The following is a 21,216-nucleotide window of genomic DNA, read 5'->3' on the forward strand; positions in this document are numbered from 1 at the left end:
CCGGGACCGGCCGCTACCAGCTGAAGGAGAAGCCGGCGGTGAACTTGACGCCCGGCTGGTCGGTGCCGAGGTCGACCAGCGAGGCGCTGGCCTTGAGCGGACCGAGCAGCGTCTGCTCGGCGCCGACGCTGCCGGTCAGGTGCCGGTCGGTGCTGGTGAACTGGCTGCCGACCAGCAGGGCGGTGGTGTGCCAGGGCAGCTCCAGCCGGGCGTTGCGGTCGATCTCCCAGCTGGTCACCGGCGCCTCGGGGCCGAGCAGCCCGCCGCGGGTCACGGCGTAGCGGTCCTCCGACGATCCCGACAGGCCGAGGAAGGACCAGGCGCGCGACAGCACCGCCGCCAGCTGCCCGGTGCCTTCGCCCGATTGCGGCTCGAAGCTGGCCTCGATCCGGGCCGACTGCCAGAACGGCACGAACCAGGGCAGCTCGGTCAGGCCGATGCTGGCCTGCGCCTTGCCGGTGGCGGTGCGCCGCGCCATCTCCAGCCGGTCCCAGCGCTGGGCGAAGCCGGGATAGGGGTCAGCCGGGATGTCGAAGGTGACGCCGGTCTTGACGATGAAGCCGGGGGCCTGGGACTGCAGCGTCGCGCCGACCGAGCCGGCGCCGGTCACGTCGCGCTGCCCGGTGACCGTGGAGACGCCGGGATCGAGGCCGACATAGGCGGTCGACACCCGCGACGAGCCGCGCCCCGTGCCCGGTCGGTCCCGGCGCGGAACCGGGAGGGCATCGGCGGGGATGTCGAAGGTCACGCCGGCGCCGGAGACGAAGCCCGGCATCGGCGATTGCGGCACCGCGGCCGCGCCGAAATCCTCGTCCGGCCGGGCCTGGGCGGCCGGCATCGCCGTCGGGATCAGCGCGACGGCGGCTGCGGCACGCAGCAAAAAGGGGTGGCAGGTCCGCGGCATCGGCGGGCTGTCTCTCCCTGGGGGGATGGGGGCTTCCCCCCCAGAGGAGGGATCCGGCTGTGTCTGCCAACCCCTTGAATTGTGACAATTTCCGCCTGGGCGCGGCCGGCCGCTCAGAACGCCAGCACCACCTTGCCGAAATGCCGGCCTGATTCCAGATGTCGCAGGGCCTCGCGCGCCTCGGTCCAGGGGAAGCTGCGGTCGATCACCGGCCGCAGCCCGGTGGCGGCGACGGCCCGGTTCATCGCCTCGAAGCTGTCGCGCGAGCCGACCGGGATGCCGCGGATGCGGGCGCGGCGGAACATGATCTCGACCGGGTTGATCTCCGCCGACTTGCCGCCGAGATAGCCGATCACATTGATCTGGCCGCCGATGCGGATCGCCGCCAGCGAGCGGGCGAAGGTGCCGGGGCCGCCGACCTCGATCACATGGTCGACGCCGCGGCCGCCGGTCAGGTCGCGCACCGCCGCATCCCAGCCCGGAGTCGTCCGGTAGTTCACCGTGCCGGCGGCGCCGAGCGCCCGCGCCCGCTGCAGCTTCTCGTCGCTGGAGGAGGTGACGATCGCCCGGGCGCCCGCGGCGACGGCGAATTGCAGGGCGAACACCGCGACACCGCCGGTGCCCTGGACCAGCACGGTGTCGCCGGGCTTGATCCCGCCTTCAGTCACGAGAGAGGTCCAGGCGGTCAGGGCGGCGCAGGGCAGCGTCGCCGCCTCCTCGTCGGTCAGGTGCGCCGGCACCGGGACCACGCCCTCGGCGTCGAGCCCGGCATATTCCGCCAGCATGCCGGGACCGGGTCCGCCGAGCGGCACCGCCCGCTCGATGCCCTCGAAATCGCCGGCGATCCAGCCCTGCCAGAAGGTCGAGGCCACCCGGTCGCCGGGCTTGACGCGGGTGACGCCCTCGCCCACCGCCGCGACCTCGCCGACGCCGTCGGACAGCGGCACCATCGGCAGCTCGAAGCCGGCATGGTAGTTGCCGCGCACGATCTCCAGGTCTCGGTAGTTCAGCGAGGCCGCGCGCATCCGCAGCAGCACCTCGCCCCGCCGCGGTTCCGGCACCGGCCGCTCCACCGGGCGCAGCCGGTCGATGCCCTCGCCCTCTTCGATCACGAATGCCTTCATCGCTTCGCTCCAGGATGTTGCGCTGGAGAGATCGCCCGGCCTTCGCTAATCTTCAAATTCATTGTTTTCAGAAACTTCATGACGGAGCGGCATGATGTTGGACGAGATGCGTGCCTTCGTGCTGCTGGCCGAGACCGGCTCGATCCAGCGGGTGGCGGAGCGGCTGCCCCTGACCCAGCCGGCGGTGACCCGGCAGATTCAGCGGCTGGAGCAGCATCTCGGCACCACCCTGCTGGACCGGCGGGTGAAGCCGCCGCGGCTGACCCCGGCCGGCCTGGCGGCTCTGGAGCGCTGCCGCGCCATCCTGGCGGCGGTGCAGGAGCTCAAGGACAGCGCCGGCGAGGCGGCCGAGCCGGAGGGGGATCTGCGGCTCGGCGTCGGCGTGCTGCACGCCTTCGCCGAGGCGGATTTCACGGCGCTGCTGCGCGGCCTGCGCCAGCGCTGGCCGCGCCTGTCGCTGCGCCTGACCGGCGGGCTGGCGCACACCCTGCTGGCCGATCTCGACCGCGGCCGGCTGGACGCCGCGGTGGTGCTGCTGCAGGAGAGTGCCGCCCCCTATCCCGGCCGGGTGGTGGGTCAGGAGAAGCTGGTGGTGGTCGGCGCCCGCGGCCTGGCCCTGCCGCGCCGGCCGTCGCTGGCCGACCTGGCCGCCTGCGACTGGGTGGTCAGCCCGCGCGAATCCTGCGACGTGCGGCCGGCGCTGGAGGCGCTGTTCGCGCGGGAGGGGCTGGAGCTGCGGATCTCGGCCGAGGTGCACGACCTGGCGATCCAGCAGTCGCTGATCCGCTCCGGCTTCGGCCTCGGCGTGCTGCCGGCGCGGCGCAGCGCCCCCTTCACCGCGCGGGACGAGTTGCGCCGCATCGACCTGCCCGGCTTCCGCTTCGACTTCGCCATCAGCGTGGTGCGGGCGCCGCATCTCGGCCGGCTGGACCGCGCGGTCGATCATCTGGAGGACGAACTGCGGCAGCGGCTGGCGCCGGAGGTGGTGCCGATGGCGGCGGGGTGACGGCCGATACTTCCTCAGCTTGCCACACCGCAACATATCACTCTCCCCCTCCCCTTGCGGGAGGGGCTAGGGGGAGGGGGTTCTCTCGGCTGGAGCGGGCACAGACTGTCTCAAACCGGCACGGACGGCGAGTTCGGCGCCCTGCCCATTCGCGCGCGGACGCGCGCAGCCCCTCCCCCTGCCCCCTCCCGCAAGGGGAGGGGGAGGATTAAAGATGTGGGCTCGCACGTTTTCGAAGAGGCCGCATTCGGCAAAGAGATCACGCCCCGTCGGCCAAGCGGGAAACCTGCGCCCCCAGCCCCAGCCTGCGGGCGGCGATGTCGACGATGCGGCGCGGCGGGTGGCGGATGTCGACCGTGACCACCCGCTCGCCGTCGCCCGGCGGCTCCAGCGTCTCGAACTGGCTGCGCAGCAGCGAGGGCGGCATGAAATGGCCCTTGCGGTTGGCCAGGCGCGTGGCGATCACCGCCTCCGACCCCGAGAGGTAGAGGAAGGCGACGCCCGGGCGGCCGGCCACCAGCCGGTCGCGATAGACCCGCTTGAGGGCGGAGCAGGCCAGCGCCGCCGGCTGGCCATCCGCCAGCCACTGCCCGATCTGCGCCGCCATGGCGTCGAGCCAGGGCCAGCGGTCGTCATCGGTCAGCGGGTGGCCGGCCTTCATCTTCTCGATGTTGGCCGGCGGGTGGAAGCTGTCGGCATCGGCGAAGACCCCGCCCATGCGCCGGGCCAGCTGCTTGCCGATCGTGGTCTTGCCCGAGCCGGAGACGCCCATGACGATGACCACGCCGGGCGGGCCGCCGCGGCCGGAGTCCGAAATTTGGGTCGCGTCCGCGGCCGGCATGGGCATGTCCTCAGCTGAGCTTCACGACTTCGCCGGTACGGAAGCTTTCATCCGCCGCCAGCACGATGCGCAGGCTGTCGATCGCCGCCTGCATGGAGTCGGTCAGGTCCAGGTCCTCGCGGATCGCACGCAGGAAGAATTCCTGCTCGCGGTCGCACAGCTCCTGGTGGCCGGGCTCGTCGGCCATGGTGATCCAGCGGTCCTTGTCGACGAAGTGGTTGTCAGCGTCGATCGCGGCGGAGTGCAGCTTCAGCGCGTTGGTCTTGGTGTGCCGGTCGATGTCGGCGGAATCGGAGATGGCGTCGGTTCTGGCCTCGCCCTGCCCGTCCTGCGGCACCACGATCGAGACGCAGCCCTTCGGCCCGACCACGTCCTTCACGAAATAGGCCACCTCGCTCATCATCGGGCCCCAGCCGGCCTCGTACCAGCCGACCGAGCCGTCGTCGAAGACGACGTGCAGATGGCCGTAATTGTGGATCGCCACCTCGCTGGACAGGCGGGCGCCGATGCCGTGCACCCGCACAGGCTTGGCCCCGGTCATCTGGCACATCACGTCGACATAGTGGACGCCGCAATCGACCACCGGCGACAGCGACTGCAGCAGGTTCTTGTGCCAGGTCCAGGAGGGGCCGGAGCTCTGCTGGTTCAGGTTCATCCGCATCACCAGCGGCTTGCCGAGCGTCTTCGCCACCTCGATGAACTTCATCCAGGACGGGTGCACGCGCAGGATGTAGCCGACCACCAGCTTGCGGCCGGTCTCCTTCGCCCGGGCGACGACGCGCTCGGCATCCTCGACCGTAGTGGCGATCGGCTTCTCCATGAACACATGGGCGCCGGCATCCAACGCCTGCAGCGCGAAGGCGGCATGGGTGTCGGACCAGGTGTTGATCGACACGGCGTCCGGCCGGGTCTCGGCCAGGGCCGCGCCGTAATCGGCGAAGCGCGGATAGTCCGCCAGCTCGGCCGGCAGGTCGGCCTTGGCGATCGAGCGGGCGACGAGGCCGACGATCTCGAACCCCTCCAGCCGGTGATAGGCCAGGGCGTGCGACAGGCCCATATGGCCGATTCCGACGACGAGGACGCGCACCGGTTCGGTCATGGCGGGACTCCCTGGGTCATGGTGGAGAGAAGACTGTCGACACCGTCTGCCCGGCCTGGTCAAGTCCCCTGGGCCGGTTCTCCCCCTCACCCTCCCGCTGCTTCGCATCGGGCCCCTCCCTCTCCCCGAGGAGAGGGGTGGTTCACCTCTCCCTCGGCGAGAGGTCGAAATCACGCAGCGATTTCGGGTGAGGGGGCGGCTCCGGCCTACCCGTTCAGCACCCCGGCGTGGTGGCGGATGTGGTCGGCGATGAAGGTGGAGATGAAGTAGTAGCCGTGGTCATAGCCGGGGTGGCGGCGCAGGGTCAGCGGCTGGCCGGCCTTGCGGCAGGCGGCCTCCAGGAGATGCGGGGGCAGCTCGCGCTCCAGGAACTGGTCCGCCTCGCCCTGGTCGATCAGCAGGTCCGGACAGCGCGCCCCGCCCTCCACCAGCGCCGTCGCGTCCCATTGCGCCCATGTGGACTGGTCCGGGCCGAGATAGCGCGAGAACGCCTTCTGCCCCCAGGGACACTGCGACGGCGCCGCGATCGGCGCGAAGGCCGAGACGGAGCGATAGAGCCCCGGATTGCGCAAGGCCGCCACCAGCGCCCCGTGCCCGCCCATCGAATGCCCGAAGATCCCCATCGCGCTGCGCCGCGCCGGGAAGTGCTTGCCGATCACCTCCGGCAGCTCCCGCGTCACATAGGCATGCATCCGGTAGCCGTCGCGCCAGGGCGCCTCGGTCGCGTCGAGGTAGAACCCGGCCCCGAGCCCGAAATCCCAGCTCTCGTCGTCGCCCGGGTGCCGCCGGTCGCGCGGGCTGGTGTCCGGCGCCACCAGCATCAGCCCGAACTCCGCCGCATGCTGCAGCGCGCCCGCCTTGATGATGAAGGTCTCCTCGGTGCAGGTCAGCCCGGCGAGGTAGACCAGCACCGGCACCGGACGCTCCTGCGCCTGCGGCGGCACGTAGACCGCGAAGCGCATCTCGCCGCCGATCTCGGCCGAGGCGTGGCTGTAGAACCCGACCTCGCCCGCGAAGGCCCGGTGCCTGCTCCGGGTGGTGATCTCGCCCGACATCAGAACTCCACCACCGTGCGGATCGACTTGCCCTCATGCATCAGGTCGAAGCCCTCGTTGATCCGCTCCAGCGGCAGCTTGTGCGTGATCATCGGGTCGATCTCGATCTTCCCCGACATGTACCAGTCGACGATCTTCGGCACGTCGGTCCGGCCGCGGGCGCCGCCGAAGGCCGTGCCCTTCCACACCCGCCCGGTGACCAGCTGGAACGGACGGGTCGAGATCTCCTGCCCCGCCCCCGCCACGCCGATCACGATGCTCTGGCCCCAGCCGCGATGCGCGCTCTCCAAGGCCGCCCGCATCACCTTGACGTTGCCGGTGCAGTCGAAGGTGTAGTCCGCACCCCCGATCTGGTCCGCCCCCCGCTTGGTCAGGTTCACCAGATAGGGCACCAGGTCGCCCTCGACCTCGCTGGGGTTGACGAAATGGGTCATGCCGAAGCGCTCGCCCCACTCCTTCTTCGCATTGTTCAGGTCGACGCCGATGATCATGTCGGCCCCGGCCAGCCGCAGTCCCTGGATCACGTTCAGCCCGATGCCGCCGAGCCCGAACACGATCGCGGTCGCGCCCTCCTCCACCTTCGCCGTGTTGATCACGGCGCCGATGCCGGTGGTCACGCCGCAGCCGATGTAGCAGATCTTGTCGAACGGCGCGTCCGGGTTGACCTTGGCCAGCGCGATCTCCGGCAGCACCGTGAAGTTCGAGAAGGTCGAGCAGCCCATGTAGTGGAAGATCCGCTCGCCGCCGACCGAGAACCGGCTGGTGCCGTCCGGCATCAGCCCCTGACCCTGGGTCGACCGGATCGCCGTGCACAGATTGGTCTTGCGCGACAGGCAGGACGGGCACTGCCGGCATTCCGGCGTGTACAGCGGGATCACATGGTCGCCCTTCGAGAGGCTGGTCACCCCCAGCCCGACATCGACCACCACCCCCGCGCCCTCATGCCCCAGGATCGACGGGAACAGACCTTCCGGATCCGCCCCCGACAGCGTGAACTCGTCCGTGTGGCAGATCCCCGTCGCCTTGATCTCGACCAGAACCTCACCGAACTTCGGGCCCTCCAGGTCCACCTCCATGATCTCCAGAGGCTTCCCCGCGGCGACGGCTACGGCGGCACGCGTCTTCATCTTCCCGGCTCCTCGCGAATCGTCCGGCGAAACCCTAGCGGACAGGTCGCCCCAGTCCCAGGCCCGACATGCCGCGGCTTCGCCCGATAACCTGAAGTTCAGGCCTCCGTCGCTTTCGTGCCTTGTCAGGAGCGACGGGGGCCTGCCCAAATCGCGACCGGCGGGGCGGAACGTTCCCGCGCACGCATGAGGCAGGAAGGCACACAAGCATCGGGCCGGCCAAGCCGGGACCGTCAAAGCTGCCTCGGCGGAGGGGGATCACGGATCTGGGGGATCGCATGAGCTTTCTGAACAAATCGGCCATGGCCCTGGCCCTGTGCCTGGCGGTGTCCGGGGTGGGCGCGCTGGCCGGCCCGGCGGCGGCGGAGACGGTGCTGAACCGCGGCTTCGGCAGCGCGCCCTCCACCCTCGACCCGCAGCTGAACACCGGCGCGCGCGAGAACTACATCGTCGCCGACCTGTTCGAGGCGCTGCTGGTGCTGGACCCGCAGGGCAACCCGCAGCCGGGCGCGGCCGAGAAATGGGAGACCAGCGCCGACGGCCTGACCTGGACCTTCCATCTGCGGCCCGGCCTCAAATGGTCGAACGGCGACCCGATGGTGGCGGCCGATTTCGTGCGCGGCATCGTCCGCGCGCTGGATCCGGAGATGGCCTCGAACCACGCCTACTATCTGACCTCGGTCCTGCCGATCAAGAACGGCAAGGCGTTCAACGAGGGCAATCTGAAGGATGCGGGCCAGCTGGGCGCCGCGGCGCCGGACGACCGCACGGTCGTGCTGACGCTCGACTACCCGATGCCGGACGCGCCCTACATCCTCGACTTCCACACCACGGCGCCGGTGCACGAGCCGAGCCTGAAGGCCGCCGGCAACAAGCTGGACTACACCCGGCCCGAGCTGTTCGTCGGCAACGGCGCCTATATGCTGAAGGAATACGTGCCGCAGTCGAAGGTGGTGCTGGTCAAGAACCCGCATTACTGGGACGCGGCCAACGTCAAGATCGACACGGTCGTCTACCACGTCACCGAGGATGCCTCGACCGAGCTGAAGCGCTATCTGGCGGGCGAGCTGGACACGACCATGACGGTGCCGGTCGAGCAGCTGGAGAAGCTGAAGGCCGAGCGGCCGCAGGAGCTGCACCAGAACCCGACGCTGGGCATGAAGTACCTGAGCTTCCAGCCCGATGCCGGCCCGCTGTCCGACATCCGCGTGCGCAAGGCGCTGGCCTATGCCATCGACCGCGACTTCCTGCAGGAGAAGATCGAGAAGGCCGGCAACGTGCCGATGTACACCTTCTCGATCAACCAGGACCCCAGCTACAAGCCCGGCAAGGTCCAGGAGGCGGGGCTGAGCAGGGAGGAGCGCCTGGCCGAGGCGAAGAAGCTGCTGGCCGAGGCGGGCTACGGCCCGGACAAGCCGCTGGAGCTGGAGATCATCGGCCCGTCCAGCGCCGCCAGCAAGCGGCGGGTCGAGGGCATCGTCGCGATGTGGAAGCAGAACCTGGGCGTCCGCACCAAGCTGGACCTGACCGAGGTGAAGACCTGGCTGGAGAAGCTGCACACCGGCACCTGGCAGGTCTGCATGGACAGCTACGGCGGCGACTATCCGCAGGCCAAGACCTGGCTGGACTCGCTGCGCTACACCGGCACGCCCAGCTATCACTGGAAGGACGACGAGTACGAGAAGCTGATGGACGAGGCCAACGCCAACGCGGCGGACAAGGCCAAGTTCTACGAGATCCTGGGCCGCGCCGAGCAGCGGATGCTGGACCAGTACGTGTTCATCCCGATCACGGTGTCGAGCGACAACCTGCTGGTCCAGACCTACGTCAAGGGCTGGGGCGCCAACCCGATCGGCCACCCGATGTCGAAATATCTGAGCATCGAGAAGTAGTCGGAGGCGGGGCCTGCTGTTTCACTCTCCCCCTCCCGCGGGGGGAGGGGGAGGATTTTAATAGGATAGCGCGGGAAAACAGGCCGTAGGGGAGCCACCAGGGCCGATGGTCTTGTCCGTCCTTCGCCGCATGCTGGGCAGCGTGCCGACGCTGTTCGCGCTGGCGACGATCACCTTCTTCGTCATCCGCTTCGCGCCGGGAGGTCCTTTCGACGACGACAAGAAGCTGCCGCCGGCCCTGATCGCCCGGATGGAGGCGCAGTTCCACCTGAACGAGCCGCTGTGGCAGCAGTATCTGCGCTTCCTGGGCGACGTCGCGCGGCTGGATTTCGGCCAGTCGATGTACTACCGCGAATACACGGTGACGCAGCTGATCGGCCACGGCCTGCCGATCTCGCTGCAGATCGGGCTGTGGGCCACGCTGCTCTACGCCGTCGCCGGCGTCACCCTGGGCGTGGTCGCGGCGCTGCGGCGCAACGGCATCCTGGACAACCTGGTCAGCGCCGTCGCCATGGGCGGCATCGTGGTGCCGACCTTCGTGATGGCGCCGATCCTGCAGATCGTCTTCGCCCTGATGCTGAGCCTGGTGCCGGTGGCCGGCTGGGACAATGGCTGGCGGTCGATGGTGCTGCCGGTGGTGGCGATGGCGCTGCCCAACATCGCCTATGTCGCCCGGCTGACCCGCGGCGCGATGATCGAGACGCTGCGCAGCAACTACATCCGCACCGCCCGGGCCAAGGGCGTGGGCGAGTGGCGGGTGCTGACCCACCACGCCATCCGCGGCGCCATGATCCCGGTGGTGGCCTATCTGGGTCCCGCCACCGCCGGGCTGATCACCGGGTCGATGGTGATCGAGACCATCTTCGCCGTGCCCGGCATCGGCCGCTACTTCGTCGAGAGCGCGATCAGCCGCGACTACACCATGGTGATGGGGGTCACGCTGGTCTACGGCAGCTGCATCATCCTGTTCAACATGGTGACCGACGTGGCGCAGATGCTGCTGGACCCGAGGTCGCGCACATGACCGACGTCCCTGCCGATCTCGCCGCGCCACAGGAAGACGGCGCCGAGGGCGTCAGCCCGCTGCGCGAGGCGCTGCGCCGGTTCCGTGCCAACCGGGCCGCCGTGGCCAGCCTGGTCATGCTGGTGCTGATCGTGGTCTTCTGCTTCGGCGGGCCGCTGCTGTACGGCTACGAGCCGGACGACGCCAATTTCGAGGCGATGAACGCGCCCTTGGACCTGTTCTCGGCGCATCCCTTCGGCACCGACGATCTGGGCCGCGACCTGCTGCTACGGATCATGGCCGGCGGCCAGGTGTCGCTGATCATCGGCCTGGTGGCGACGCTGATCGCGGTCGCCATCGGCGTCACCTGGGGGTCGGTCGCGGGCTTTCTCGGCGGCGTGGTCGACCAGGTGATGATGCGCATCGTCGACGTGCTGTACGGCATCCCCTACATCTTCCAGGTCATCCTGATCAGCATGGCGCTGGGGCGCGGCAGCACCGCCGTGATCATCGCCGTGGTGCTGTCGCTGTGGCTGACGCCGTCGCGCATCGTCCGCGCCCAGGCGATCGCCCTGCGCAACCGCGAGTTCATCGAGGCGGCGCGGGCCGGCGGCATGACCAAGCGCCAGATCGTGCTGAAGCACATCATGCCGAACTGCGTCGGCGTGGTGATCGTCTATTCCAGCCTGCTGATCCCCGACGTGATCCTGAGCGAATCCCTGCTCAGCTTCCTCGGCCTCGGCGTGCAGGCGCCGGAGACCAGCTGGGGCGTGCTGATCAGCGAGGGCCAGGCCAAGATCGAGACCGACCCGCACATGCTGATCCTGCCGGGCCTGGCCCTGGCCCTGACCCTGTTCTGCATGAACTTCGTCGCCGACGGGCTGCGCGATGCCTTCGACCCCAATGAGCGCTGACCCGCTGCTCGCCGTCGAGAACCTGGCGATCCGCTTCCGGACGCGCCGGGGCGAGGCCGTGGCGGTGGACGGCGTCGACTTCACCGTTCGTCGCGGCGAGGTGCTGGGCATCGTCGGCGAGAGCGGGTCGGGCAAGAGCCAGATCCTGCTGTCGATCATGGGCCTGCTGGCCGGCAACGGCACCGCGACCGGCCGGATCCGTTTCGAGGGGCAGGATTTGCTGGCGCTGGACCGGCGCGGGCTGGACCGGCTGCGCGGGTCGGCCATGACCATGATCTTCCAGGACCCGATGACCTCGCTGAACCCCTATCACCGGGTCGGGACGCAGCTGACCGAGGTGCTGATCAGGCACCAGGGGTTGAAGAAGAAGGACGCCTGGGAGACGGCGGCGCGGATGCTGGACCGGGTGAAGATCCCCGATGCGGAGCGCCGCATGCGGCAGTATCCGCACCAGCTGTCGGGCGGCATGCGGCAGCGCGTCATGATCGCCATGGCGCTGTTGTGCAATCCCCGCATCCTCCTGGCCGACGAGCCGACCACGGCGCTGGACGTCACCGTCCAGGCCCAGGTGCTGGACCTGCTGCGCGGCCTGGTGCGCGAGCTGGGAACGGCGGTGATCCTGGTGACCCACGACCTCGGCGTCGTCGCCGAGATGTGCGACCGGGTGCTGGTGCTGTATGGCGGCAAGGTGATGGAGGCGGCGCCGGTCGAGCCCCTGTTCGCCGACCCGGCACACCCCTACACCCGCGGCCTGCTGGATTCGACGCCCGACCTGGAGGGCCGCGAAGGCGAGCTGCGGGTGATCCCGGGCCAGCCGCGCGCCGCCGCCGGCGACCTGCCGGGCTGCCCCTTCGCGCCGCGCTGCGAGCGGAGGGTCGAGGCCTGCACCGCCCAGATGCCGCCGCTGCTGCCGGCCCGGGACGGGAGCGGCCGCGTGGTCGCCTGTCACCGGCCGCTGCCGCAGCAAGCCGCCGTGCCGGAGCTGGTGCCATGACCCCGGTGCTGTCGGTCCGCAACCTGAAGGTCCATTTCCCGCTGTCGGCCGGGCTGCTGGGCGGGCCGCCCCTGGTGGTGAAGGCGGTGGACGACGTGTCCTTCGACCTCGCCCCCGGCGAGGTGCTGGCGGTGGTCGGCGAATCCGGCTGCGGCAAGTCCACCCTGGGTCGGGCGGTGCTGAAGCTGATCCCGCCCACCGCCGGCACCGTCGCCTGGAACGGCAGCGACGTCACCGGCCTGCCCGAGGACGCGCTGCGGCCGCGGCGGCGGGACATGCAGATCATCTTCCAGGACCCGCTGGCCTCGCTGGACCCGCGCATGACCGTGGCCCAGATCATCGGCCGGCCGCTGCGCACCTTCCACCCGGAGCTGAAGCGGGCCGAGGTCGCGGCCCGGGTGAACGAGGCGATGCGCCAGGTCGGCCTGTCCCCGGCCCTGGCCCATCGCTATCCGCACGAATTCTCCGGCGGCCAGTGCCAGCGCATCGGCATCGCCCGCGCCATCATCCTGCGGCCGAAGCTGATCGTCTGCGACGAGCCGGTGTCGGCGCTGGACGTCTCGATCCAGGCGCAGATCGTGAACCTGCTGATGCGGCTGCGGCAGGAGATGGGCATGGCGCTGATCTTCATCTCCCACAACATGAGCGTGGTGCGGCACATCAGCGACCGGGTGATGGTGCTGTATCTGGGGCGCGAGGCGGAGATCGCCGGGCGCGACGCCTTCTTCGCCCGGCCGCTGCACCCCTATGCCCAGGCGCTGCTCTCCGCCGTGCCGGTGCCGGACCCGGTGCGGGCGCGGCAGCGCCGGCGGATGGTGCTGCAGGGCGACACGCCGTCGCCGATCGGCCCGCCCTCCGGCTGCGCCTTCCGCACCCGCTGCCCGCATGCGGCGGAGCTGTGCGCCCGCGCCGTGCCGGTGCTGCGCGACTTCGGCCCCGGCCACCGCGCCGCCTGTCACCGGGTCGAGGAGCTGGGCTATGCGCCGGCGGCGGATCACACCGAAGCGGTGCTGGGGTAAGATTTCCGTCATGAGCATCGATCCCGGCTTCCTGGACCGCCTGATCGCCGCGCCGCGGCTGCTGTTCCCGGCCGTGTCGCCGGACGGGCGCTGGGTGGCCTGGCTGTGGAACGGCAAGGAGGAGGGCAACGGCCCCTGGGTCGCCCCGACCGCGGGCGACGCGCCGCTGCGCCTGCTGCTGGAGCCGTTCTCCGGCTGGGATTGCGAGAGCTTCAGCTGGGCCCCGGACAGCCAGGCGCTGATCGTCGCCCGCCGCCGCGACGGCGAGGAGCAGGTCGGGCTGCAGCGGGTCTGGCTGGACCCGGCGCGCCCCGCCGAGGCGCTGCTGCCGGACCGGCCGGGCTATTACGTCTACTCCGCGCAGCAGCATCCGGACGGGCGGCGGCTGGTCTATGCCGCCAGCCGCGACCCGGCCACCGGGCTGGGCGGCGACATCCTGCACCTGTACGAGCACGACATCGCGACCGGAGTGCAGCGCGTCCTGGCCTCGCCGCTGCGCTCCTGCAAGCTGATGCCGAAGCTGGACCCGACCGGGCGCCGGATCCTGTATCTGCGCAACGACCACCATCCGAGCGGCCGGTCGCTGTGGGTGTACGACCTGGAGACCGGCGCGGACCGCGAGCTGTACAGCCCCGGCGGCCCGGCCAAGGCCGAGGGCGTGTGGTCGCCGGACGGGTCCCGCGTGGCCTTCGTCGCCGAGGGGCCGTCGCACAAGCGGCTGGGGCTGATCGACCCGGCGACCGACGATCTGCGCTGGCTGATCGACACCCCGGCGATCCCGGTCGAGCATGTGCGATGGCCGCGCCAGGCCGATGGCGGCCAGGACCTGCTGGTGGTGATCGAATCCCGCGCCGCGCGGGACGAGGCCGGGTTCCTGATGGTCTCGACCGGCGCCTATGCCCCGGTGTTCCGCGGCGGCGACATCCTGCGCCCGATCGCGCCGCTGCCCGACGGCCGCTGGGTGCTGGAGCGCGGCCGGGCCACGGCGCCGACCGATATCGTCACCCTGGCGGCCGAGGCGCCCGACCAGCTGACCGCGCATATGCTGTCGCCGCTGCCCGAAGGCACCCTGCCCGACCCGGCGGAGCTGAGCCCGGCCGAGCCCTTCTGGTGGCATTCGGTCGACGGGCTGCGAATCCAGGGCTGGCTCTACCGCGCCCGAGGCGAGGCCCGTGGCGCCGTGGTCCATGTCCATGGCGGGCCGACCGCCCACTATGACGGCCGCTTCGATCCCATCCCGCAGGCGCTGTGCCGCGCCGGCTTTCACGTGCTGCAGCCGAATTACCGCGGCAGCACCGGCCTCGGCCTCGCCTTCCAGGAGGCGATCAAGGAAGACGGCTGGGGCGGGCGCGAGCAGGAGGACATCCGCACCGGCATCCTGGCGCTGATGAATGCCGGCCTGGCGCAGCCGGGCCGGGTCGGCATCACCGGCCTGTCCTATGGCGGCTATTCCGCCTGGTGGGCGATCACCCATTTCCCGCGCGCGGTGACCGCCGCCTCTGCCCCGATCTGCGGCATGACCGACCTGGTCACCGACTACTGGACCACCCGGCCGGACCTGCGCCCCTATTCCGAGGCGATGATGGGCGGCACGCCCGACGAGCTGCCGGAGAAGTACCGCGAGCGGTCGCCGATCCATGCCGTCGGCCGGATCGAGGGGCGCCTGCTGATCGTCCAGGGCCTGACCGACCCCAACGTGACGCCGGAGCATGTCGAGATCATGCGGGCGGAGCTGGACGCCCGCGGCATCCCCTATGAGACGCTGCTGTTCCCGGACGAGGGCCACGGCATCGTCAAGCCCGGCAACTGCCGGGCGCTGTACGAGCGGCTGATCGCCTTCTTCGACGAGGCCTTCGGACCAAGCGATACCGAGGATCAGGGCACGCCGGCGACTGTGACGGCGGCCGCCAGCAGTTCCTGATATCAGCGACTCCATCTCGTCATCCCGGGCGCGGCGCAGCACGAAGCGGTGCGCCGCAGAACCGGGATCTCTCGGGACTGACGCCGAGATCCCGTGTCTGCGCAGCGGCACTTCGCGCCGCAGCGCGCACGGGATGACGGCCCATCACTGTGTAAGCGATCCCAATCAGCCCGCTCAGCCCGGCTTGTAGTCGACGATCGGCGGCACCCCCGTTCCGCCCGGCGGCATGATGTTGGTACCGCCCAGCGGGGCCATGTAGGTGTGGGTGCTGTGCTGCACGCCGGCCTGGTCGATCCAGGTCTTGGCCAGGCTGCTGCAGGAGCCGGAGAGCTGAGTGTTCAAGGCCGGCTGGGTATAGCTGACGCCCTGCAGCTCGTTCTCGAAATGTGTCAGCCCGTCGGTGACATAGCCGGGCGGCGCCAGGTTGCAGGGCTGGTAGATCGTGGCGATGCCCGGCAGGTTCCACCATGCGTTCGGGACGATGTCGTAGTCGTTCCAGTAGCGCATCGAATAGGTGAAGTCCTGGGCGAACAGCGCGGCGAAATCCTCGTTGCCGGCTGTCGGCGCCGCGAAGGTGGCGGGGACGACCGGCGTGGAGATGGTGCCGAGGCTCTGCAGCCAGGGCGCGACGACGGTGGTCAGCGCCCCGCCCAGGCTGTGGCCGGTGACGACCAGCACCGGCTGCTGGTTGTCGTTCAGATAGCCGGGCACGAAGTCCGACAGGGTCTGGCCGTTCGAGCTGAGCTTCTGGATCACCTCGAGCGCCGAGAGGGTGCCCTTGGCGATCCGCGCCGAGCTCGTCGACGCCCAGGGCAGCGCCACCTGGTCGGGCACCCGCAGGTCCTCGAACAGCTGCTTGAGGATGCCCCAGGGGTCGTCGACATGGACATCGGTGCCACGCAGGCAGACGACCAGCAGCACCGGCAGGTTCGACGCCGCGTCGGTGTAGGCGGCGGCGTAGGCGAGGTTGCTGTCGTCCCAGTCCTTGGCCGGGCCCCAGACGACGCTCCAGCTGCCGATCGAGGAGTCCGGCGCGTTCTCCCCCGGCGGCGGCACCCCGGGGACCGCCTCGGCGATCTGGTCGGTCGAGAAGTATGAGATCTGGCACAGCTGCAGATAGCTGATCGCGAAGGGCGTGGGCGAGGTGCCGGCCTGGCCGGTGGCACCCTGCCTGATCTGCTCCGGTGTCATGACGCCTCCTGATGTCCGCGCGGGTCTTGGGGCGCCGGTCTTCCGCCTGCGCGGCGAAGCGGGCCGGGCGCATCCATGACCGCTCGCACGGCCGCTCGTCGTCAACACCTATAAGTTGTGGGAAATATCAATCAAATCGCCGGAACGGACGGGAGCGACATCGCGGATGCAATCCGGCGGCCGGCCCGATACTGTGCGGCCGAGCACAGACCCCTGCCCTCCGGACCCTCGATGAGCCGCACCGTCCCCTCCGAAGCCGCCGCCGCCTGGCGCACCAGCATCGTCGTCAGCCCCGAGATCGGCGACGAGGTGCAGACCGCCTTCGACGACATCTTCGCCTCGGTCGCCGCCTTCGAGATCGAGGAGGGCGGCGACTGGGTGATCGAGGGGATCGACCGCACCCCGCCGGACGAGGCGGCGCTGGCCGCGCGGCTGGCGTTGGTCGAGGTCATGCTGGGCGTGGCCCTGCCGGCGCCGGTGGTGGAGAAGGTGCCGCCGACCGACTGGCTGGCCGCGACCTACCAGGCCTTCCCGCCGCTGCGCATCGGCCGCTTCTTCATCCACGGCTCGCATATCGAGGAGGCGCCGCCGCCCGGCACCATCCCGCTGTGCATCGACGCCGCCACCGCCTTCGGCTCCGGCGAGCACCCGACCACCGAGGGCTGCCTGCGGGCGCTGGACCGGCTGTCGCGCCGCCGCCGCTTCCGCCGCATCCTCGACATGGGCTGCGGCACCGGCATCCTGTCCTTCGCCGCCGCGCGGCTGTTCCACGCCCCGGTTCTGGCCGCCGACATCGACCCGGAATCGATCCGCGTCACCCGGATCAACGCCCGGATCAACCGGCTGTCGGACCGGATCACCGCCGTGGTCTCGAACGGCTATGCCAGCCGGGTGGTGGCCGAGCACGGCCCCTACGACCTGATCATCGCCAACATCCTGGCCCGGCCGCTGATGGCCATGGCCGACGACCTGCGCCGCCACCTGGCGCCGGGCGGGGTGGCGATCCTGGCCGGGCTGCTGGACCGCCAGGCACCCCAGGTGCTGGCCGCGCACCGGCTGCAGCGGCTGACGCTGCAGGACAAGATCTCGATCCGCGGCTGGCCGACGCTGATCCTGGGTTGAGGCCGCACAGCGCGCCCGCTGCAGCGGCCGTCGCTCCTGGACAAAATCGCGGCCCGCGGCCGGCCTAGGCTGGGGTTCCGGCTGCGGGATCGTCCGCCGCCGGTGCCGCCGAGGTTCCCCGATGACCGCCGTCCTCTCTTCCGTCGCCGCGCTCCTGGCCGGGGTCGGGCTGATGCTGTGCGGCAATGGCTTGCAGGCGGTGCTGGTGGCGGTGCGGGCGACCGACGCCGGCTTCGGCACCGTGGTCACCGGCCTGCTCGGCTCCGGCTACTATGCCGGCTTCGTGCTGGGCTGCCTCTTCGGGCCCCATCTGGTGCGCCGCGCCGGCCATGTCCGCACCTTCGCGGCGGTGGCGGCGCTGGCGGCGGCGGTCGCCCTGTCCTTCCCGCAGCTGGTCCATCCGGCGCCCTGGATCGTGCTGCGCGGCGGCACCGGCTTCTGCTTCGCCGTGGTGTTCATGGTGATCGAGAGCTGGCTGAACGAGCAGGCGACCAGCCGCACCCGCGGCACCGTGCTGTCGCTCTACACCATCGTCACCCTGGTCGCGATCACCATCGGCCAGATGCTGCTGGGGGTGGAGGCCGGCAACCCGATGGCCGCCTTCACCTGGATCGCGATCATGATCTGCCTGGCGGTGCTGCCGATCGCGATGACCCGCGTCGCCGCACCGCCCCCGCCGCAGACGGTGCGGCTGCGGCTGGCCCGGCTGGCCGCGACCTCGCCGGTCGGCGCCGCGGCCTGCCTGGTGGTCGGCATCGCCAACGCCGCCTTCTGGTCGCTGGGGCCGGTCTTCGCCCAGGCGCGCGGCTTCGACGCCGCGACCGTGGCGCTGTTCATGAGCGTGGGGGTGCTGGGCGGCGCCGTCGGGCAATGGCCGCTGGGCCGGCTGTCCGACCGGGTCGACCGGCGCTGGACGATCGTGATCTCGGGGATCGGCACCGCCGCGGCCGGCGCGGCGCTGCTGGCGGTCGACGGGCTGCCGGAGACGGCGGTGATCGGCCTCGCCTTCCTGTACGGCGCCTTCTCGCTGCCGCTGTATCCGCTGGCGCTGGCGCACACCTTCGACCAGGTCAAGGCCGGGGAGTTCGTCGAGACCTCGAGCGGCCTGCTGCTGATCTACGCCGTCGGCGCCGTGGTCGGGCCGGTGCCGGCCAGCCTGCTGATGGTGCAGCTGGGATACCCGACGCTGTTCGCCTTCGTCGGCGCGGTGAACCTGGCGCTGGTCGCCTTCACCCTGTACCGGATGGGGCGGCGGGCCCGCGCCCCGGCCGAAGCACGGCCGGGCTTCGTGTCGGTGCAGCCGGCGACCCAGGGCGCCATCGGGCTCGACCCGCGGGCGCCGGAGACGCCCGCCGCCGAGGCCGCCGAACGCTGATCAGCCGGCCCGGTCAGGCCACGCTGGCGAGCCGGTTGGTGTTGGCGGCGCGCTGCAGCGAGGCGCGCACGGCGCCTTCCGGCAGCATGGCGGCGACATCGTCGTCGCCCTGCACCAGCACCGTCTCGATCAGGTTGCGGGTCAAGCCGATGTCCTCGAGCTGCCGGTCGGTCAGCTCCATCAGCTCGTGATAGGTCAGGCTGCGGTCGATGCCACCGCGGATCCGGAAGAAGCCGCGGATGAGAGTGGCGAGAAGCTGGTATCCCATGATCGTGTGTCCCGTGTTTCCGCTTCCTGCTGGCGCAGGTTATTGCGTTGCAACATCCGCCGCGGCCCTGCCGTGACGGCGTGGAGGAACGCTGCTTCCGGGAGACGTTTCCGAGATTGTCGTTGATGGAGGGATCACCAGGACGGCGATCTCACTTTGATAGAATGCGCGCTTTCTTGTGCATCGCAACATCGAATTTGTGCATAGCAACATATCCGTTTACGCGGCCGTCTGGAGGTTGAACGGGACGGTGCCCGCCGCTTCCCCCGCCCCGCCCGATGCGCGATAAGGAGTCATCCCGCCCGGCGCGCCGACGACCGGGCCGCCCCCGCTGACGGACGCGCTGCCGATGACCACCGATCTCGCCGATGCCCTCGCCGCCGCGGCTGCCGACACCGGCGGCCGCTACGACGCCGCCGGGCTGCAGGAGCTGCTGGAGGGCGTGATCGCCGCGCCCGCGGCGCTGGACGACCGGGAGTGGATGGAGCTGGCGGTGCCGGGCGCGACCGAGGCCCAGGCCAAGCGGCTGCGCGCCGCAAAAGCCGCGGTCGCCGCCGCCCGCCGGCCGGCCGGGCCGAAGCCGGCGGAGCGGCTGGCCGCGCTGCGCGGCGTGCTGGCGCGCCTCGGCCTTGACGCCTATGTCGTGCCGCATGCCGACGAGCATCAGGGCGAGTACCTGCCGGCCCGGGCCGAGCGCTTGGCCTGGCTGACCGGCTTCACCGGCTCCGCCGGCATCGCCGTCGTCACCGCCGAGCGCGCGGCGATCTTCATCGACGGCCGCTACACCATCCAGGCCGAGCAGCAGACCGACCCGGCGCTGTGGGAGCGGCGGCACCTGCACCAGGAGCCGCACGAGGCTTGGCTGGCCGAGGCGCTGCCGAAGGGCGGCCGCGCCGGCTACGACCCGCGCCTGGTCACGGTCTCCTGGGTCGAGAAGGCGCGCAAGGCGGTGGAGGCCGCGGGCGGCTCTCTGGTGGCGGTCGAGGAGAACCCGATCGACACGCTGTGGACCGACCAGCCGCCGGCCCCGATTTCCCCCACCATCGTCCAGGCGCTGGATGTGGCCGGCAAGGACGCGCGCGACAAGCGGGCCGAGATCGCCGAGGCGCTGCGGCGCGACCGGCTTGACGCGGTGGTGCTGACCGCGCCGGAGAGCGTCGCCTGGCTGTTGAACCTGCGCGGCGCCGACGTGCCGCACACGCCGCTGCCCCTGTCCTTCGCCGTGCTGCATTCCGACGGGCTGGTCGACCTGTTCATCGACCGGCGCAAGCTGGTGCCGGGCGTCGACACCCATCTCGGCAACGAGGTGGCGATTCAGCCGCCGTCCAGCCTCGGCCAGGCGCTGGAAGGCCTGGGCCGCGCCGGCAAGGCGGTGCGGATCGACGCCGCCTCGGCCAGCGCCTGGGTGCAGGACCGGCTGAAGGGCGCCAAGGTCGATGTCGGCGCCGACCCCTGCGCCCTGCCCCGCGCCCGCAAGAACGCGGTGGAGCTGGAGGGCACCCGCGAAGCCCATCGCCGCGACGCCGCCGCGGTCAGCCGCTTCCTGGCCTGGCTGGCGCGCGAGGCGCCGTCCGGCAAACTGGACGAGGCCGGCGCCGCGGCGAAGCTGCTGGAGTTCCGGGTGGCCACCGGCGCGCTGCGCGACCTCAGCTTCGACACCATCTCCGCCGCCGGGCCGAACGCCGCCCTGCCCCACTACCGCTTCAGCGCCGAGAGCAACCGGCGGATCGAGCCCGGCAACGTCTATCTGGTCGACAGCGGCGGGCAGTACCGCGACGGCACCACCGACATCACCCGCACCATCATCGTGGGATCGCCGACGGAGGAGATGCGGCGCAACTTCACCTTGGTGCTGAAGGGCCATATCGCGATCTCGACCCTGCGCTTCCCGAAGGGCACCACCGGCTCGCAGATCGACGCCTTCGCCCGCCGGCCGCTGTGGGAGCATGGCCTCGACTACGACCACGGCACCGGCCACGGCGTCGGCAGCTATCTCAGCGTTCACGAGGGGCCGGCGCGGATCGCCAAGACGCCGAACACGATCGCGCTGGAGCCGGGCATGATCCTGTCGAACGAGCCCGGCTACTACGCCGCCGGCCGCTACGGCATCCGCACCGAGACGCTGGTGGTGGTGCAGCCCTGCGCGGAGCTGAGCGACGACACCCGGACTTTCTACGAGTTCGAGACCATCACCTTCGCCCCGATCGACCTGAACCTGGTCGACCCGGCGCTGCTGACCGCGGAGGAGCGCGCCTGGCTGGACGCCTACCACGCCCAGGTGCGCGACATCGTCGGCCCGCAGCTGGAGGGCGAGGACCGCGCCTGGCTGGAGCAGGCGACAAGGCCGGTCGGATAGCTTTT

18 protein-coding genes are annotated in these 21,216 nt (G+C 70.7%); 10 read left to right on the plus strand and 8 right to left on the minus strand.

All coding sequences use genetic code 11. The features are described from left to right. Nucleotides 1-13: 13 nt before the first annotated feature. Together LG391_RS06460 and LG391_RS06465 are read right to left on the minus strand one after the other, a co-directional pair. Complete coding sequence (locus LG391_RS06460) at nt 14-904, minus strand: hypothetical protein (protein WP_225767148.1); 891 nt, start codon at nt 902-904, stop codon at nt 14-16. Between the two features lie 113 nt (nt 905-1,017). Then, nucleotides 1,018-2,028, minus strand: a complete 1,011-nt coding sequence (locus tag LG391_RS06465) for an NAD(P)-dependent alcohol dehydrogenase (protein ID WP_225767149.1) — start codon at nt 2,026-2,028, stop codon at nt 1,018-1,020. Between the two features lie 91 nt (nt 2,029-2,119). Between LG391_RS06465 and LG391_RS06470 the strand changes: the two genes are divergently transcribed. Then, nucleotides 2,120-3,034 (plus strand): LysR family transcriptional regulator, encoded by a 915-nt coding sequence (locus tag LG391_RS06470; protein ID WP_225767150.1) that lies wholly within the window; start codon nt 2,120-2,122, stop codon nt 3,032-3,034. Nucleotides 3,035-3,293: 259 nt separating this feature from the next. Here the strand turns inward: LG391_RS06470 and LG391_RS06475 are convergent, their stop codons facing one another. From LG391_RS06475 to LG391_RS06490, 4 genes are all read right to left on the minus strand, one after another. Beyond that, nucleotides 3,294-3,875 (minus strand): gluconokinase, encoded by a 582-nt coding sequence (locus LG391_RS06475; protein WP_225767151.1) that lies wholly within the window; start codon nt 3,873-3,875, stop codon nt 3,294-3,296. A gap of 10 nt (nt 3,876-3,885) precedes the next feature. Continuing rightward, nucleotides 3,886-4,974 carry a Gfo/Idh/MocA family protein gene (locus LG391_RS06480; protein ID WP_225767152.1) on the minus strand — a complete coding sequence of 363 codons (1,089 nt, stop codon included), beginning with the start codon at nt 4,972-4,974 and terminating at the stop codon, nt 3,886-3,888. Nucleotides 4,975-5,180: 206 nt separating this feature from the next. Continuing rightward, the gene (gene fghA / locus LG391_RS06485; RefSeq protein ID WP_225767153.1) at nt 5,181-6,029 is read right to left on the minus strand and encodes an S-formylglutathione hydrolase; all 849 of its coding nucleotides are present in this window, start codon (nt 6,027-6,029) and stop codon (nt 5,181-5,183) included. Next, the gene (locus LG391_RS06490; protein WP_225767154.1) at nt 6,029-7,156 is read right to left on the minus strand and encodes an S-(hydroxymethyl)glutathione dehydrogenase/class III alcohol dehydrogenase; all 1,128 of its coding nucleotides are present in this window, start codon (nt 7,154-7,156) and stop codon (nt 6,029-6,031) included. The genes fghA and LG391_RS06490 overlap by 1 nt, the downstream gene beginning before the upstream one ends. Before the next feature lie 278 nt (nt 7,157-7,434). On the opposite strand from LG391_RS06490, the gene LG391_RS06495 reads away from it, so the two are divergent. From LG391_RS06495 to LG391_RS06520, 6 genes are all read left to right on the plus strand, one after another. Beyond that, nucleotides 7,435-9,048: a peptide ABC transporter substrate-binding protein gene (locus tag LG391_RS06495; RefSeq protein ID WP_225767155.1), complete on the plus strand. Its 1,614-nt coding sequence runs from the start codon at nt 7,435-7,437 to the stop codon at nt 9,046-9,048. Nucleotides 9,049-9,154: 106 nt separating this feature from the next. Continuing rightward, entirely contained in the window at nt 9,155-10,072 is a 918-nt protein-coding gene (locus LG391_RS06500; protein WP_225767156.1) for an ABC transporter permease, read from the plus strand. Further along, entirely contained in the window at nt 10,069-10,965 is an 897-nt protein-coding gene (locus LG391_RS06505) for an ABC transporter permease (protein ID WP_225767157.1), read from the plus strand. Before LG391_RS06500 ends, LG391_RS06505 begins: the two co-directional genes overlap by 4 nt. After that, a complete protein-coding gene (locus LG391_RS06510) occupies nt 10,955-11,959 on the plus strand; it encodes an ABC transporter ATP-binding protein (protein WP_225767158.1) in 1,005 nt (334 codons plus the stop codon). Before LG391_RS06505 ends, LG391_RS06510 begins: the two co-directional genes overlap by 11 nt. Then, nucleotides 11,956-12,978, plus strand: a complete 1,023-nt coding sequence (locus LG391_RS06515; protein ID WP_225767159.1) for an ABC transporter ATP-binding protein — start codon at nt 11,956-11,958, stop codon at nt 12,976-12,978. The genes LG391_RS06510 and LG391_RS06515 overlap by 4 nt, the downstream gene beginning before the upstream one ends. Nucleotides 12,979-12,988: 10 nt before the next feature. Next, nucleotides 12,989-14,899 (plus strand): S9 family peptidase, encoded by a 1,911-nt coding sequence (locus LG391_RS06520; RefSeq protein WP_225767160.1) that lies wholly within the window; start codon nt 12,989-12,991, stop codon nt 14,897-14,899. 174 nt (nt 14,900-15,073) lie between these two features. Here the strand turns inward: LG391_RS06520 and LG391_RS06525 are convergent, their stop codons facing one another. Then, nucleotides 15,074-16,090, minus strand: coding sequence for a lipase family protein (locus tag LG391_RS06525; RefSeq protein WP_225767161.1), 1,017 nt, complete (start codon nt 16,088-16,090; stop codon nt 15,074-15,076). A 231-nt stretch (nt 16,091-16,321) separates the two neighbouring features. On the opposite strand from LG391_RS06525, the gene LG391_RS06530 reads away from it, so the two are divergent. Further along, the gene (locus LG391_RS06530; RefSeq protein WP_225767162.1) at nt 16,322-17,212 is read left to right on the plus strand and encodes a 50S ribosomal protein L11 methyltransferase; all 891 of its coding nucleotides are present in this window, start codon (nt 16,322-16,324) and stop codon (nt 17,210-17,212) included. A gap of 121 nt (nt 17,213-17,333) precedes the next feature. Continuing rightward, entirely contained in the window at nt 17,334-18,587 is a 1,254-nt protein-coding gene (locus tag LG391_RS06535; RefSeq protein ID WP_225767163.1) for an MFS transporter, read from the plus strand. 13 nt (nt 18,588-18,600) lie between these two features. On the opposite strand, the gene LG391_RS06540 is transcribed toward LG391_RS06535, so the two are convergent. After that, nucleotides 18,601-18,855 carry a DUF1127 domain-containing protein gene (locus LG391_RS06540; RefSeq protein ID WP_225767164.1) on the minus strand — a complete coding sequence of 85 codons (255 nt, stop codon included), beginning with the start codon at nt 18,853-18,855 and terminating at the stop codon, nt 18,601-18,603. Between the two features lie 349 nt (nt 18,856-19,204). Between LG391_RS06540 and LG391_RS06545 the strand changes: the two genes are divergently transcribed. Beyond that, on the plus strand, nt 19,205-21,211 hold the full coding sequence (locus LG391_RS06545) for an aminopeptidase P family protein (RefSeq protein ID WP_225767165.1): 2,007 nt from the start codon (nt 19,205-19,207) through the stop codon (nt 21,209-21,211). Nucleotides 21,212-21,216: the final 5 nt, after the last annotated feature.

The organism is Inquilinus sp. Marseille-Q2685 (genome assembly GCF_916619195.1).
In the GTDB taxonomy this organism is placed as follows: Bacteria; Pseudomonadota; Alphaproteobacteria; order DSM-16000; family Inquilinaceae; genus Inquilinus.